Raw genomic sequence first — 15,757 nt, forward strand, 5'->3', positions numbered from 1 at the left:
TCCTCCAGTAGATTTGGGTATCGATACTATGAATCTTTGGAGGTTCCGTTCATGTTGAATATAAGAAAAACAATGAGTACGCTTGTGGCATTATCTATGATATTTAGTATAGTAGCTTCCGCAATCTCCTTTGCACCCCAGGCTGCGGCAGCAGATGCAGGGGGAATGGCAGCTTCGCAGCAGCATGGGCTGATGGCTGAATATTTCACTGCGGGAGGGCCGCCCAATTTTGCTTTTGGAACCTTTAAAGGAGCTGGCTACGATTCGAATTTGGATATCTCCAATTTAGAGCCGGCCATCAAAATGTTTACAGGACAAGAAGATCGCGTCGGCATCAGATGGACGGGTTTCATTCAGCCTAAGCTTTCTGAGGACTATACCTTTTACATTACAGGTGATAATGGCTTCCGCCTTTGGGTTGATAATAAGCTTACGATCGACCACTGGATAGCGGACTGGGACAAAGAGCAAACTTCAAAGCCTGTCACTTTGGTTGCAGGTCAGAAATACAGCATTAAGCTGGAGTTGTTCGAAGACACGGGCGGCTCGAATGTTCACCTGCGCTGGTCTAGCAAGAGCTTAGCGAAGGAAGCAGTACCAACAGAAGCGTTTTATTTGCCAGACGGTTTCGCGCTTGGAGGTATCGTATCCGAGGATGGTTTGCAAGTTGAGCTGCCATTCCAAGAATCTTTGAAGCCAATCACTGCTGAGTTTGTAAAGCATCTGAAATTGCGTATCGTGACGGGCGATTTGCCTATTCTGTCGGCAGCTTTGAAGGATGGGGACGATAAAGTCGTTACCGTACTGCTGAAAGATCCAATGTATTCTAAGGATGTAGGCAATGTTAAAGTAATCTACGATGGCAAAGGCGGACTTGAAACGGCGGCAGGAGCAGCTGTAGCTAGCTTCGATAAACCTGTCTACAATGGTTCGAAATATCAGATCATGTCCCCTTGGGCGGAGGATGTAGACAAAGAAAACGTTCTGCCTGAATACCCAAGACCTCAATTAGCGCGTGAAAAATGGATGAATTTGAATGGAGAATGGGAGTTCCAAGCAGCTCAGAAGGGAGAAGCTGTTCCTGTAGGCCAAGTGTTGAAGGAGAAAATTCTCGTTCCGTTTGCAGCAGAAGCAAAGCTCTCTGGCATTAACCGCGTGGAGGATCTCATGTGGTATAAGCGTTCCTTTACCGTTCCTGAGAACTGGGATGGTGAGCGAGTGAAGCTGAATTTTGGCGCGGTTGATTACTTGGCAACGGTGTATGTCAATGGACAATCGGTAGGCAGCCATAAGGGAGGTTATACCTCATTTAGCTTTGACATTACGGATTATCTTGTGGCTGGGGACAATGAGCTTATCGTGCATGTACTGGACGAGACGGATATGGGGGCAGACCAAGCCGTTGGCAAACAAACGGTCAAAAAACTCGGCGGCATTTGGTATACCTCCGTATCGGGTATATGGCAAACGGTGTGGCTTGAGCCTGTAGCCGCTGCACATATCGATAAACTCGACATGGTAACAGATATTCATAATGGCATCTTGAAGCTGAAGGCAGCTGCTATCGGCGTTGAAGGACAAACGATTGAAGCGGTTGTTTTGGAAAATGGAAAAGTGGTGGGAACCGCAACAGGAGCAGCTGGAGCTGAGATTGCTGTGGCAGTTCCAAATGCACGGCTTTGGTCCCCAGATGATCCATATCTATATGATTTAAAGGTGTATCTGAAGGATGGAGCACAAACAGTAGATGAGGTTTCAAGCTATTTTGGCATGAGAGAGATTACGCTCGGCAAGGTAGACGGTATAACAAGGCCGCTAGTAAATGGGAAATTCGTCTTCCAGATGGGGCCGCTTGATCAAGGTTTTTGGCCGGACGGCATATACACGGCACCTACGGACGAAGCTTTGAAATTTGATATCGAGGCGGTTAAACGCGTCGGCATGAATACGATTCGCAAGCATATTAAGGTGGAGCCTGCACGCTGGTATTATTGGGCAGATAAGCTAGGCGTACTCGTATGGCAGGATATGCCGAGCCTTGAGGATCGTCAAGGAAATAAAGGGTCAGATATTACACAAGCAACGAAGACGCAGTGGTTTAAAGAATACAAAGAGATGGTTGATCAATTGCGCAGCGTGACATCGATCATTGTGTGGACGGTGTTTAATGAAGGCTGGGGACAATTTGATCAAGGCGGGCAAATGACGAAGGATGCTACCAGCTATGTAAAAAGCCTTGATTCGACTAGGCTCGTTAACAGCACAAGCGGCTGGTGGGATGCTGGCGTCGGCGATTTGAATGATATTCATCGCTATCCTGATCCCGGCGCTCCGAATTACAGCGATACAAGGGCAGCTGTGCTTGGCGAATATGGCGGTTTAGGCTTGCATGTCCCAGGACATGAATGGAGCCCGCTCGTATTCTCCTATCAATTAATGAATAGCAAAGAACAGCTGACTTCTACTTATATTGCCTACATCAACAGGTTGAAGCAGCTGAAGGAATCAGGCCTGAGCGCAGCCATATACACACAAATTACAGATGTGGAATATGAAATTAACGGCTTATTGTCTTACGATCGCAAGGTTGAAAAAATGGATTTTGATCGAATTGCGACCGCGCATCGTGAGCTCATCGGCACAGCAACCAAAGGGGATTTGCTCGCTGAAATTGCAAGAGCAGAAGGAATGCTGAATCTCGCGAAAATAGGTTCAGGAGCCGGTGAATATGGGCAATCGACTGCTGATTCCTTTAAAGCTGTTATTGATTCCGCCCGCGAGACAGCTCAGAATGAGGCTGCAATGCCTGCACAAATTCAAACAGCGCTTAAATCTCTCCAAAACGCGCGTGAGCAATTTTTTGTATCGGTGAACGATCCAATTCCGGCGGGTTCTTCCGTTGATCCGTTTAATGAGGCGACGCTAGACAGTGCTTGGTCTGTCTTTAAGGCAGACAACTCCAAATGGTCGCTGACGCGCAAACCAGGCTTTTTAAGCTTGGACACTTCACCAGGCGACACGTTCGGAAATTCAAATAACTTGCCGAACATATTTTTAAAGGATGCGCCAGCAGGCGATTTCGTCATTACAACAAAAGTGGAAGCGCCTGTACGCAAAAACTTCCAGCAAGCGGGATTGTTCGTTTGGCAAAATGAGGACAATTACGTCAAGCTGGGCCATGTTTGGGATACGGAAGCAACAACTGGCAAAAGCCTCGAAACCGCATATGAGAAAAATGCGGTTTATGTTAAAGCGACAAACATGGTCAGCCATCCAGGTTACGATACGTCCTATTTGCAAATCAAAAAGGTAGGCAACGTCGTTTCTACTTTCTATTGGGATGGCAGCGCATGGAAACCTGCGGCAGACCCGATGACTGTTAATTTAAGCAATTTGAAAATCGGTTTCTATGGTCTATCTTCGGGTGATAAAACGTCAATCCAAGCAAATTTTGATTATTTCTCGGTTGGTCCTGCTCAATTGTCGGATAAAACAGCACTTCAAGCGGCAGTTGTATCTGCTGAAGCCAAACATAATTCCGCTGTTGCAGGCACAGAACCCGGTCAATATCCGCAGTCTGCAAAAGATGCATTTGCTGCTTCAATCGCAACAGCTAAAGACGTATTGGCTCTTGCAACTGCAGACCAAGCGGCAGTAGATGCAGCGTTGGCGGCGCTAGGCAAATCGGTTGCTGACTTCGCAGCTTCTGTTGTACCTCCTGCTGTGAAAGACGCGACGGCTACGATTGCCGGAGCGGCACAGGTGAAAGCGGGTCAATCCTTCGATGCAACGGTTGGATTGTCAGGCGTAACGGAGGAGAAATATTCAAAGCTGTATGCGCAAATTTTAACAGTTAGCTTCGATGCTGCGAAATTAACGCTGACTGGCGCCACCTCCTTGCAGCAGGATTTCAGCATCCTTGAGCAAAAGGTTATCGAGCCAGGCAAGGTGAGGATTGTAGCGGCAGGTCAAGGCAAAGGCATTGATGCCAATTCGGAATGGCTGAAGCTGAGCTTCTTGGCAGCTGTTACGGGGAGCACAGGCAATACAGCCATTCAAATTAGCGACTTTACGGTTGCAAATAGCTTGGGAGAAGAGCTTGAAGCAAAATCAGCTTCCCATACGCTGCAAATTAGTGCCGTTGTTGATGTGACGGGTTTAAATCAGGCGATAGCCGCAGCGGAAGCCATTTACGATGGAGCGGTAGTCGGCACACAGCCTGGTCAATATCCGGCAGCAGCAAAAGCAGCGTTCGGTGAAGCCATAGCCGCAGCGAAAGCCGTTGCCGTTAACCCGAATGCAAGCGAAGCGCAAGTGAGCGCAGCTATTGCTCAGCTAAGTGCGGCAGTGACGACGTTCCAAGCTTCCAAATTGTCAGGCGATATTAATAACGACAATAAGGTATCGATTGGCGACCTCGGCATCGTAGCAGCTGCATATGGCAAAACAAGCGCAGATCCGAATTGGTCGCAATATAAGAAATCCGATCTAAATGCGGATGGCAAGATTGATATTGTGGATATCGCGATGCTTGCAAGATGGATTCTGGGGTAACATTTCGTTAGATTTTGCTTACAATAAAGAAGAGGGTGACCCGAAGCAACGGACTGCTTGGGTTCCCTCTTTTTTTGTCGGTTTCTGTGGGTTTAAGTTATTAATATGGATGCTGATAATACTGCTGGCCATACATTTGATTGTAATAGCCTTGGTTAGGTTTAGCTTGGTTAGATTGGATACCTTGATTAGGCTGATATGCTTTATTGAACGGCAACGTTTGGTTTGGCTGCAATACTTGATTCGATTGCACTGGAGCTTGCTGCTGCATTGGAGCTTGATTAGGCTTTTGCATATTTTTGCTTTGGCCTTGTACGGGATTATAGCTGCAATTGCTCGGAGGTCCCAAAATAACGGTGTCCTTTAAAGGTGCTAACGCATTTTCTAATTTTTCTTGGTCTAAGCAGTAGGTATACGCAAGGATGTTGGTTGGAGTTAATCTTAAAATATCGGAGCCAAAAATAACTTCAGGGATTGGCGCATCAAAGATGGCTAGCAGATGAGTATTATCGACGGTCGCCATTTCATAGTGCCACCAGCCTTGCGGAATGTTGACGACTTGAGCAGGCTGTACCAAGTAATGAAGGAACTCGTTCGTAAAAGGGTTCATGAGCGCGATTTCTGCTGATCCTGATATGCAATATACGAGTTCAGACGCATTCTGATGGTAGTGAGGCTCAACGACATTGCTTTTGCTAAGGTAGATATCGAGAAGCGACGAATTCCCTAACGTATTCAATTGCTTCACTGAAAGCAAGTTGATGTAGTTGTATGGATCTTTTTTGAAAAAAGTACTATTGTTCAAATCATAAGCAAATTCCGTCTGTGGAGACGTATAGTCCATATAAGAAGTCATTTGAAAATCCTGCCCCTCTTCCATTAGCTGGTTAAATGTTTACTGGGATAGGATATGTATTTGCCCATATGATGGTGAAGGTTGCTGGAAAAAAACAAGGCAGACAAGTGCATGAATAACGATGCACTCGTCTGCCTATTCGTTTATTTATAGCTTGGAAGCCAGCTGCCATGCGCTTCGATGAGCTCATCGCAAAGCGATACAATGTCATCCATAGACAATTCTGCTGAGGTATGCGGATCAAGCATTGCAGCGTGATAAATATGATCTCGCTTGCCAGTAATCGCCGCTTCGATCGTTAATAGCTGCGTGTTGATATTCGTACGGTTTAATGCTGCAAGCTGTGGCGGAAGGTCGCCAACATAGGTTGGTGTAACGCCATTCGCATCAACGAGGCATGGTACTTCTACGCAAGCTTCCTTCGGCAGATTCGTAATAAGCCCAGTATTCATCACGTTGCCGCCAATTTTGAACGGCTTGTTCGTTTCAATGGCTTCCAGAATGTACGAAGCATATTCATGACTGCGGCAGTGCTCAAGCTTGCTGTCATTAATAAGTGAATCGCGCATGGATTTCCAGCCTTCAATTTGACTAACACAGCGGCGCGGATACTCATCGAGAGGAATGTTGAAACGCTCGATCAGCTCTGGATAGTTCCGTTTGATGAAGTATGGATGGTATTCCGCATTGTGCTCGGAAGATTCGGTGATGTAGTAGCCGAATTTCAGCATGAGCTCGTAACGAACCATATCATGATGTTTCTCCAATTGCTTCTCGGCTGCACGGCGTTTGATTTCCGGGTAAAGATCAACTCCGTCTTTGCTTGCTTCAAGCAGCCATGCCATATGGTTGATGCCTGCAATTTTGTACTTAACGCCCGTTGTATCCATACCCAAATGATCAAATAAATGTGGTACACAAACTTGTACACTGTGGCACAAGCCAACCGTTTTCACGCCGCCATAGGTGTTCATTACATTCGTGAGCACGGCCATTGGGTTGGTGTAGTTAAGGAACAGGGCATCTGGACAAACCTCGTTAATATCGCGAGCGAAATCCAGCATTACAGGAATCGTGCGTAGATTACGGAAAATACCGCCAATGCCTACGGTATCGGCAATCGTTTGGCGCAAGCCGTATTTTTTTGGAATCTCGAAATCGGTAATCGTACAAGGATCATAGCCGCCTACTTGAATGGCGTTTACGATGTATTTGGCACCGCGAAGCGCTTCTTTCCGGTCGGTATAAGCTTTAATCTCGCAAGTGCTTTCACTTGTTTTTTTAATATTAAGCAGCATTTGCTCGGAATCGAGAAGACGCTCCGCATCAATGTCAAATAAAGCGATTTCAAAACCTTGCAGTGCAGGTGTCTGCATGACATCTCCAAGAATGTTTTTGGCAAAAACACTGCTTCCTGCGCCGATAAAAGTAATTTTAGACATTAGACAATAGCCTCCTATTGGATGATTGCTGACTCCTTTAGTATAAGGAGAACAACTGCAAATGAATATGGAAGGAACGAAGCATTATATGGAGAAATGTTGCATCATTTAGTATGCTTAGAGAAGTCAGCTTAATGGAGGTGCATAGATGGAAACGCATCATCGTATAACCATGAGTATTAATACAGCTCCGCTGAAAGGCGAAATGTCGGTCTTGTTCAGCGGAATCGGCGAACCGGTCGCGGGCCATTTTATAGGACCGGCTGTTCATGATTATTATTTAATTCACATTGTACTGGATGGGGAAGGCACATTTGAAACGCTGGGGAAGACTTACTCTTGCAGCGCGGGGGACGCTTTCATCATTTTTCCGGATATTCTGGTCAAATACGAGGCAAGCCTGCACAATCCTTGGAAATATACATGGGTAGCCTTCTCGGGAGATATTGTGGAAGCTTCTCTTCGTTCGATTGGGATCACGCCAGACCTTGCTGTTATACGCGGATTCTCGCTGCCGACGATTTATCGAATGTTTCGGAAAATACGCAAAGGTATGGAGAAAACGAATGCCCCAGCGCTTGGCAATATGGAGGCTTCGGGTTGGCTGAGACTAATATTTCATGAGCTTGGACGAATGAACCCTGCGAGAATAACCGAAGAGATCGTACCAGAATCTCGTTCTTACCGCCAAATTGATCAGGCAATTCGCCTCATATCGCTCCAATATGGACAGCAGCTCTCTATAGAAGGGATCGCTCAAACGCTCGGCTATCATCGCGCGCATTTAACGAGGCTGTTCAAGGATGCGACGGGGCTGCCGCCCATGCAATATTTACAAAAGGTACGCATGAAGAAAGCAGAGGAGCTGCTGGAAGGTGAGCTTACGATCGCCCAGATTGCCTCATCTGTTGGATTTAATGACCCGCTTTTTTTTACGAAGCAATTTCACAAATGGAGCGGACAATCCCCTACGGAATTTCGCAAAAACTTGAATAAGCAATAGAACGATAAACGAGCGACAAATAGATAGGTGTTATTCGAAAACAGTGGATAATTTCTCCATAAATGCAACCTAAGTAATCATCAAAGAGTCTATGATGATGAGGATGAATAGGAGGGGTTTGAAATGAGGTTCAAGATTTGGTTTGTTTTGCTAGCCGCCGTTTGTATACTTAGTGCCTGTGAGAATAATGGAACAACGAATAGCAGTGGGAAAGTGGTCTCTAGCGAGTCAGAGGAAATGCAAACTTCCAATGAAGAAAAACATATATCAGATAACATGAACGAGGTTATTTCAAATTATATTATTCAAAAATACGATTCAGTTTACTATCAAACAGAAAAACAGTTTGAGGTGCATGAGGTTTATGGCACAAGCGAATCATCGGGCATTATTACTGTGTATATGTATTCCTATTTTGGCGGATTTAATAAATTTTCGGGGCTAGAAAATCAAGCGGGGCATTCCTTGCCTGCGGTCATTCGCTTGAAGAAAAAAGCAGCGGGATATGTTGTAACCGAATATACTGAACCGGAAGACGGCAGTCTTTATCAATCTTCGTTGAAAAAGATGTTTCCAAAAAAGTATTTGGATATGCTGCATAATAAAACCGGCACTTTAGAAGATTTACAAAAAGAAATGGACAATAAAGTGCAGCAATGGTTGGACGAATAGTATTGCCAATCCCTGTCACAACGGGTTTATTTTAAGATAAAGATCAAGAATCTAGCAGTTACTTTAAGTATAGTATGTATATCTCATATAATATAGTGACCTTTTTTTCACTACTTACATAATGATACAAACTTCTCTAGAATAGAGATGCGAGCGTGCTTAAGGCAGCATTTCGATTGCTATTTTACAATTCATAAGGAGATGAGTAGAGATGCAATTTCGTCATTTAGGGAAAAGTGGATTGAAGGTTAGCGAGATCAGTCTGGGAAGCTGGTTAACATACGGCGGTTATGTAGAACGTGAAAATGCGGTGAAAGCGATTCAAACAGCTTACGGGCTTGGCATTAATTTTTTTGATACAGCGAATGTATATGAGAGAGGGGAAGCAGAGAAGCTGATGGGAGAAGCGCTTCGTGCTTTTCCACGGGAATCCTATGTGCTCGCAACCAAAGTGTTTGGACAGATGGGTGATGGTCCAAATGATCGGGGATTATCCCGCAAACATATTATGGAGCAGTGCAATGCCAGCCTGAAACGGCTTGGAGCAGATTATGTGGATCTATATTACTGTCACCGCCATGATCCAAGTACGCCAATGGAAGAGACGCTTCGTGCGCTTGATGATCTGATACGCCAAGGCAAGGTGCTGTACGTTGGCGTTAGCGAATGGACAACCGCGCAAATGGTGGAAGCGCATGCAATTGCTGATCGTTACTTGCTCGACCGAATCGTAGTTAACCAACCGATTTATAATATGTTTAACCGATATATCGAGAAGGAAGTCATTCCTTACGGAGAGCGCGGCGGTATTGGACAAGTCGTGTTCTCGCCGCTCGCTCAAGGACTGCTGACGGGCAAATACAGTTCGGTGAATGAAGTGCCTGCGGACAGCCGTGCAGCGAAGCTTGATGGCATGCGCAAAGGTGTGACGGAAGAGAAAATCAATAAAGTGCGCGAGCTGAGCGTGGTGGCTGCAGAGCTGGAGTTAACGGTTGGTCAGCTGGCACTTGCATGGATTTTGCGCCAGCCGAATGTATCTAGTGCACTCGTTGGAGCTAGCAATCCTGCACAGGTGGAAGAGAACGTGAAGGCTTCGGGTGTCGTGCTAAGCGCTGATATTACGGAGCGGATTGAACAAATATTAGGAGCATAAGAAGGAGTGAATGAAGTGCCGAAAGTAGTTGTTACAGGCGGCAGCGGCATGCTGGGGAAATGGGTAGTTAAGCATTTTGTTGAGCAGGGATACGAGGTTGTGAATGCGGATGTGAAACATCCAGCCGAACCGCTATGCCGCACCGTAATCGTTGATTTGAACCATTTGGGTGAAGTGTACGGCGTATTGGCTGGGGCGGATGCCGTTGTGCATTTGGCTGCCATTCCAGTTGCGTATTCGCATCCGAATGAGGTTACGTTTCACAACAACGTGATGTCTACCTACAACATATTGGAAGCTGCAGCGGGTCTTGGCATCCGCAAGGTAGTTATTGCTTCGAGCGAATCCTCTTATGGCCTCGTTTTTGCCAAAGAGAAGTTCGGGCCTAAGTATGTTCCCGTCGATGAAGAGCATCCGCAGCTTCCTGAGGACAGCTATGGCTTGTCCAAAATCGTAAATGAACAAACAGCGGATATGATAAACCGTAGAACAGGCATGCAGGTTGTTTCATTCCGCCTAGGCAATGTTATTGCACCAGAAGCGTATGAGCGATTCGAGTCATTTATCCATGATCCCGAACAGCGTGAGCGCATTCTATGGAGCTACATTGATACGAGAGATGCGGCGGAAGCTTGTCAGCTCGCTATTGAAGCAGAGGGGCTCGGAAGCGTGGCGCTTAATCTTGCAGCGGATGATAGCAGCATGGCGCTGCCAAGCCGTGCGCTAATGGCCGCTCGTTTCCCGGAGGTCAATGATTTCCGCAAGCCGCTGGAGGGGCACGAAACATTGCTCTGCAATGAAAAGGCTAAACGTCTGCTGAGCTGGAAGCCAAAACATCAATGGCGCAATTACGTCAACGGGTAAAGGGAAAGTCGAGTCCGAGAAAAAAATTATACGGTGAACGTTATTTTAGGACTGTTTTGGGGTAAACATGCTTATAAGCGAAAGGAGCTGATGAAGCATGTTAGATAATGAAAACAAGCCGCAGGAGGTTCCTGAGACAAATCCAGGACAGGAGCCGGAAATTATACCCCCGGATTCGCCGGTCATTAAGCCCGACCAGCCTATTCCGGAAATTGAGCCGCAGACGATCCCGGAAATTAAACCGGAGGTTGTTCCTGAGATCAAGCCGGACATTCCGCCTGAGGTTCCACCAAAGCAATACTAGAGTTAACGTTCATATGCAATCAACAATTAAGGCCGGATTTCTCCGTAAAAGGAGGAGCTTCCGGCCTTTTTTTGTTTGTATATTTGTCCAAACACCACAAGTTATGGCTCCATATACTGCTTAGAGAATAGGTTATGGAGGTGTGTAGCAATGATTACGATTAGTTTATGCATGATTGTAAAAAACGAGGAGCAAGTACTGGCAAAATGCTTAAACTCCGTCAAAGACCTAGTTGACGAGATCATAATTGTAGATACGGGATCAACAGATAAGACAAAGGAAATTGCAGCTAACTACACAAGTAGAATCTTTCATATGGATTGGAATGACGATTTTTCGGCTGCGAGAAATTACTCTTTCAGTCATGCTGCTCAAGATTATATTTTATGGCTGGATGCAGACGATTGGCTTCAAGAAAACGATAGAACGAAGTTTAGCTTGCTTAAACAAACGATAGATTCAACTGTTGACTCCGTTAGCATGGATTATTATGTTGGATTCGATTCTCTTGGACAGCCTACAGCTGTCATTCAAAGAAACCGGCTGGTGAAGCGTTCCAAGCAATTTCAGTGGCATGATCCCGTGCATGAATATTTGGCAGTTGAGGGACATGTGATCTTCTCTGATATTGCTGTGAGTCACGGGCGCGTGCATACAAACTCGGAACGAAATTTGCGTATATATGAACGAATGCTGGCGAAAGGAGCCGTTCTCTCCAATCGGCAATTGCTGCACTATGCAATGGAGTTAACCGCTAATCATTATTTTGAAAAGGCAATTGAGATTTATGAAGCTATTATTTCTAATCGCGCAAGCTACTTTGAAGATCAATTGCTAGCTTGTGATCGAATGGCTCATTGTCATCATGAGCTTGGCAATAAAGAGCAGGAGCTGCAATCTCTTTTAAAAACATTCAACTATGATATACCGCGTGCTGATTACGTATGCCGTATCGCTTATTTTTTTCAGGAAAACTATGATTATGAGAAAGCGATTAACTGGTACCAATTGGCACTGAAGCTGGAAAAACCGGAAAAACGTCTGCTTGGCATTAATCACATGGCTTGGACATGGTTTCCCCATTTGCAGCTAGTGGCCTGTTACGGCAAGTTAGGGAAACTAGAGCAAGCGTATAAGCATAATGAGATTGCTCTTTCATATGCTCCCACGGATACAAACCTATTAGACAACAAACAATTGCTAGAGAAACGACTGGGCAAAAGAAAGGCTGGAAGCTAGCAGGATCATATGAATTCTACTCTTTATTTTTTAATAAAACAGCCTGTTTCATCTTTGCTAGACAAGTACCGTCTCTATTAATCGATTCGATCCATATAATAATGTATTGCTAGAACAACTAGTTTTGTTACCAGCTAAATAAATAGGGTTAGAAGGAGGGAAAAGCATGACTGTTACAAGAGCAAGGAAGGTAAAACAGAGCAGCAAAAGGCTTATCTGCAAAGAGGTTGTCTGCAAGCGACCTGTCAGCAAGAAATTGATCTGTAAGCCAGTGAGAAGACGAAAATCCGCGTTCAGAGCTGTTTCTGGAATCGATCAGAATCTTCTTGATGGTACAACTGCCAAAGTTCTTTATCAAGTGGAAGAGCTGGATCTCAACAATGAATACAACCCGGCTAACTCAACTTTTCGTCCAAAACAAAAAGGCGTTTACGCTCTTTTTGCAAGTGTCTTCTTTCAAACGGTTACGGTCACAACCTATACGCTTGATTTGGAGATAAGAGTAAACGGCGTGCCAAGAATTTCAGATCAAGAAGATTTTACAAATACAAGCGGCATTATTGAAGCTAGTGGTCTTGTACAATTGCAGGCGCGTGATCGAGTACAGGTTTTTGCCACCGTTTTGAATAAGAATGTCCAAATCCAGAGCGGTTTAGCTACTCGGTTTGAAGGAGCAAGAATAAACTAAAAAGTGCCTGGAGGTTTCCTCTAGGCACTTTTTTACAAGCTTAGCTAGAGTGAAGTGATTTCCTTCACGGATCGACGAATAATCAGTTCTGCCGGCAAAACGATTTTTTTCCACGGCAGCGCAGCTTCACGCTCTTGTATGCGGTCAACTAGCATTTGCATGCCCATGTAGCCGAATTGATAAGCCTGCTGAGCAGCTACGGTAAGGAATGGTTCTACTTCTGAATAAGGTCCAAGATCGTCAAAGCAAACGATGGACATATTGTCAGGAACGCTCATTCCGCGTTCACGGAACAGTCGTAAAATTTCTACAGCAAGCACATTGTTGCCCGCAACGATAGCCGTTGGAGGAGGGGAGAGCTGATCGAACCACTGGCCCATTTCGGTCAAATCGTTTAAAGGACCAAAGCTGGTCTCAAATACATATTTCTCGTTATAGTCCAGGTCATTGAGCTTCATGCCGTCTTGATAGCCTTGCAGCCTTAATCTCGCACTGGAGATGGAGGAAGAACCATTCACCATCGCTATTGTGCGATGCCCTTGTGAGGCTAGATGCTCAACAAGCCTTCTTGCACCGTCTCTGCTGTCGCCAAGCACGATATCGCAATCAATGCCCGGTACCTCACGGTCAAGCAGCACAAATGGCACATTATGCTTGCGCAGTGAATTCAAATGAGGAAGAGAGGGATCGCCAGCAGGAGCGACAAGAACGCCGTCAACGCGAGTCGTCAAGATGGTCGTCACATAATCGGCTTCTTTTTCCAGATTTTCGTCGCTGTTTCCAAACAGCAGACGATAACCCGAACGTTTGGCAGCATCTTCCGCGCCGCGTGCGAGCGTCGTATAGAAAGGGTTCATAATATCAGTTATGAGCAGGAATAGCAGCTTCGTTTGCTGGAGTACGAGGCTTCGCGCCGTTTGATTCGGAACATAACCCAGCTCCTCCATAACACGAGTTACCTTCGTTCTCGTTTTTTCGCTTATTTTACCAGTGTTATTGATAACTCTAGAGACGGTCATAGCGGAGACGCCTGCCTTAGCGGCTACATCATATATTGTTACCATTTCGTAATCCCCTTATGGATAAATCATAGATTCTATCATACAAAAAAGTAGTCATTGACAGCAAGCCTTATTGTTGCTATTTTAATGTTATCGGTAACATTATTATAACATAATGGAGGTTTTAATATGACAGATACTAGCTTTCGTTTTCAATCAGGGTTTCCAAAGATAGGTATTCGACCAACAATTGACGGAAGAAGAAAAGGCGTTCGCGAATCGTTGGAAGAACAAACCATGAACATGGCAATCGCGACAGCTAAGCTTTTATCGGACAATTTGCGTTATCCAAACGGCGAACCGGTTGAATGTGTCATCGCTGACAGCTGTATTGGCGGAGTAGCTGAAGCAGCAGCCTGTGCGCAAAAATTTGCTACCTCTGGCGTAGGGGTATCGATAACGGTAACGCCTTGCTGGTGCTACGGCACGGAAACGATGGATATGGATGCAAGCATTCCGAAGGCGGTCTGGGGCTTTAATGGGACAGAACGCCCAGGCGCGGTGTATCTGGCAGCTGTACTATCGGGTTACGCGCAAAAAGGGCTTCCGGCCTTTGGCATCTATGGTGAGCATGTTCAAGATTCAGGCGATACTTCCGTTCCGTTTGATGTTAAAGATAAACTGATCGGATTTGCAAAAGCAGGTCTGGCGGTTGCTTATATGCGCGGTAAATCGTATTTGTCGATGGGCTCTGTATCTATGGGTATCGCCGGTTCAATCGTAAATGACGCTTTCTTCCAAGAATATCTTGGCATGCGTACCGAGTACATTGATATGACTGAATTTGTACGCCGTATGGAAGAAAACATCTATGATACAGCGGAGTTCGAGAAAGCGCTTACCTGGGTGAAGGAGAACTGTATCGAAGGAGCAGATAACAATGCTGCGGATATCCAGACGTCAAGAGAGCGTAAAGATGAGGACTGGGAAACGGTTGTGAAAATGACGCAAATCGCCCGTGATCTGATGATTGGCAACCCTGAGCTTGCCAAACTTGGCTTCGGCGAGGAAGCTGGCGGCCATAACGCGATCGTCGCTGGATTCCAAGGGCAGCGGCAGTGGACGGATCATTTTCCAAACGGTGATTTCATGGAATCCATACTTAATTCATCCTTCGATTGGAACGGCATAAGGGCGCCTTATATGGTAGCTACGGAAAATGACAGCTTGAATGGCGTGGTTATGCTCTTCGGATATTTGCTTACGAATACCGCTCAAATTTTTGCCGATGTCCGCACGTATTGGAGTCCAGAATCTGTGGAGCGAGTTACGGGACACAAGCTGGCGGGTGCAGCTGAGAACGGTTTGCTCCATCTGATCAACTCCGGTTCAGCAACGCTTGACGGAACAGGAGAGCAGACGAAAGATGGCGAACCGGTCATGAAGCCGTTCTGGGAAATATCGGAGGAAGAAGCGCAAAAATGTTTGGATGCTACGTCATGGCGGCCAGCTTCGGTCGAATATTTCCGCGGAGGCGGTTACTCCTCTGATTTCTTAACGCGCGGCGGCATGCCGATGACAATGTCTCGCATTAATTTGGTGAAGGGCATTGGCCCTGTACTACAAATCGCAGAAGGTTATTCGGTAGAATTGCCGCAGGATGTCCATGACACACTCGACAAACGTACCGATTCGACGTGGCCGACAACATGGTTTGCACCAATCTTGACGGGTGAAGGGGCTTTCGGTTCCGTTTATGAGGTAATGGATAATTGGGGTGCAAATCACGGCTCTATCAGCTATGGACACATCGGCGCTGATTTAATTACGCTCGCTTCGATGCTGCGGATTCCGGTTAATATGCATAACGTTTCGAGAGAACGTGTATTCCGCCCAAGAGCATGGGGATTGTTCGGTACGGCGAATCCAGAGAACGCCGATTACCTCGCTTGTCAAAATTTCGGGCCTATCTACAAATAAA

General features: G+C 45.8%; 12 protein-coding genes. 9 read left to right on the forward strand and 3 right to left on the reverse strand.

Annotation, left to right across the window (positions count from 1 at the left end):
• The first annotated feature begins 51 nt into the window (after positions 1-51).
• Complete coding sequence (locus BK120_RS34820; RefSeq protein ID WP_076266713.1) at positions 52-4,554, forward strand: glycoside hydrolase family 2; 4,503 nt, start codon at positions 52-54, stop codon at positions 4,552-4,554.
• A 100-nt stretch (positions 4,555-4,654) separates the two neighbouring features.
• Here the strand turns inward: BK120_RS34820 and BK120_RS06640 are convergent, their stop codons facing one another.
• Positions 4,655-5,410, reverse strand: a complete 756-nt coding sequence (locus BK120_RS06640) for a cupin domain-containing protein (RefSeq protein WP_083681688.1) — start codon at positions 5,408-5,410, stop codon at positions 4,655-4,657.
• A 143-nt stretch (positions 5,411-5,553) separates the two neighbouring features.
• Complete coding sequence (gene melA, locus BK120_RS06645; RefSeq protein ID WP_076266714.1) at positions 5,554-6,852, reverse strand: alpha-glucosidase/alpha-galactosidase; 1,299 nt, start codon at positions 6,850-6,852, stop codon at positions 5,554-5,556.
• A gap of 148 nt (positions 6,853-7,000) precedes the next feature.
• Here melA and BK120_RS06650 point away from each other — a divergent pair, with 148 nt between their 5' ends.
• From BK120_RS06650 to BK120_RS06680, 7 genes are all read left to right on the forward strand, one after another.
• Positions 7,001-7,855 (forward strand): AraC family transcriptional regulator, encoded by an 855-nt coding sequence (locus tag BK120_RS06650; protein ID WP_076266715.1) that lies wholly within the window; start codon positions 7,001-7,003, stop codon positions 7,853-7,855.
• A gap of 123 nt (positions 7,856-7,978) precedes the next feature.
• Entirely contained in the window at positions 7,979-8,527 is a 549-nt protein-coding gene (locus tag BK120_RS06655; RefSeq protein WP_076266716.1) for a hypothetical protein, read from the forward strand.
• A 211-nt stretch (positions 8,528-8,738) separates the two neighbouring features.
• Positions 8,739-9,680, forward strand: a complete 942-nt coding sequence (locus tag BK120_RS06660; protein ID WP_076266717.1) for an aldo/keto reductase family protein — start codon at positions 8,739-8,741, stop codon at positions 9,678-9,680.
• A 15-nt stretch (positions 9,681-9,695) separates the two neighbouring features.
• The gene (locus BK120_RS06665) at positions 9,696-10,544 is read left to right on the forward strand and encodes an NAD-dependent epimerase/dehydratase family protein (protein WP_076267044.1); all 849 of its coding nucleotides are present in this window, start codon (positions 9,696-9,698) and stop codon (positions 10,542-10,544) included.
• Between the two features lie 97 nt (positions 10,545-10,641).
• On the forward strand, positions 10,642-10,848 hold the full coding sequence (locus tag BK120_RS06670) for a hypothetical protein (RefSeq protein WP_076266718.1): 207 nt from the start codon (positions 10,642-10,644) through the stop codon (positions 10,846-10,848).
• 150 nt (positions 10,849-10,998) lie between these two features.
• Complete coding sequence (locus BK120_RS06675; RefSeq protein WP_076266719.1) at positions 10,999-12,087, forward strand: tetratricopeptide repeat-containing glycosyltransferase family 2 protein; 1,089 nt, start codon at positions 10,999-11,001, stop codon at positions 12,085-12,087.
• A 166-nt stretch (positions 12,088-12,253) separates the two neighbouring features.
• Positions 12,254-12,775: a complement C1q domain-containing protein gene (locus BK120_RS06680; RefSeq protein ID WP_076266720.1), complete on the forward strand. Its 522-nt coding sequence runs from the start codon at positions 12,254-12,256 to the stop codon at positions 12,773-12,775.
• A gap of 44 nt (positions 12,776-12,819) precedes the next feature.
• Here BK120_RS06680 and BK120_RS06685 read toward each other — a convergent pair whose 3' ends face one another.
• A complete protein-coding gene (locus tag BK120_RS06685; RefSeq protein WP_076266721.1) occupies positions 12,820-13,839 on the reverse strand; it encodes a LacI family DNA-binding transcriptional regulator in 1,020 nt (339 codons plus the stop codon).
• A gap of 126 nt (positions 13,840-13,965) precedes the next feature.
• Between BK120_RS06685 and BK120_RS06690 the strand changes: the two genes are divergently transcribed.
• Positions 13,966-15,756, forward strand: a complete 1,791-nt coding sequence (locus BK120_RS06690) for an L-fucose isomerase (protein ID WP_076266722.1) — start codon at positions 13,966-13,968, stop codon at positions 15,754-15,756.
• The last annotated feature ends 1 nt before the right edge of the window (position 15,757 follow it).

The organism is Paenibacillus sp. FSL A5-0031, assembly GCF_001956295.1.
In the GTDB taxonomy this organism is placed as follows: Bacteria; Bacillota; Bacilli; order Paenibacillales; family Paenibacillaceae; genus Pristimantibacillus.

What these genes read in the sequence shown, in the direction of transcription:
- BK120_RS06685 (WP_076266721.1), bottom strand. Translation starts at nt 13,839, where the DNA reads ATGGTAACAATATATGATGTAGCCGCTAAGGCAGGCGTCTCCGCTATG.
- BK120_RS06680 (WP_076266720.1), top strand. Translation starts at nt 12,254, where the DNA reads ATGACTGTTACAAGAGCAAGGAAGGTAAAACAGAGCAGCAAAAGGCTT.
- BK120_RS06660 (WP_076266717.1), top strand. Translation starts at nt 8,739, where the DNA reads ATGCAATTTCGTCATTTAGGGAAAAGTGGATTGAAGGTTAGCGAGATC.
- melA (WP_076266714.1), bottom strand. Translation starts at nt 6,852, where the DNA reads ATGTCTAAAATTACTTTTATCGGCGCAGGAAGCAGTGTTTTTGCCAAA.
- BK120_RS06650 (WP_076266715.1), top strand. Translation starts at nt 7,001, where the DNA reads ATGGAAACGCATCATCGTATAACCATGAGTATTAATACAGCTCCGCTG.
- BK120_RS06675 (WP_076266719.1), top strand. Translation starts at nt 10,999, where the DNA reads ATGATTACGATTAGTTTATGCATGATTGTAAAAAACGAGGAGCAAGTA.
- BK120_RS06655 (WP_076266716.1), top strand. Translation starts at nt 7,979, where the DNA reads ATGAGGTTCAAGATTTGGTTTGTTTTGCTAGCCGCCGTTTGTATACTT.
- BK120_RS06690 (WP_076266722.1), top strand. Translation starts at nt 13,966, where the DNA reads ATGACAGATACTAGCTTTCGTTTTCAATCAGGGTTTCCAAAGATAGGT.
- BK120_RS06670 (WP_076266718.1), top strand. Translation starts at nt 10,642, where the DNA reads ATGTTAGATAATGAAAACAAGCCGCAGGAGGTTCCTGAGACAAATCCA.
- BK120_RS06640 (WP_083681688.1), bottom strand. Translation starts at nt 5,410, where the DNA reads ATGACTTCTTATATGGACTATACGTCTCCACAGACGGAATTTGCTTAT.
- BK120_RS34820 (WP_076266713.1), top strand. Translation starts at nt 52, where the DNA reads ATGTTGAATATAAGAAAAACAATGAGTACGCTTGTGGCATTATCTATG.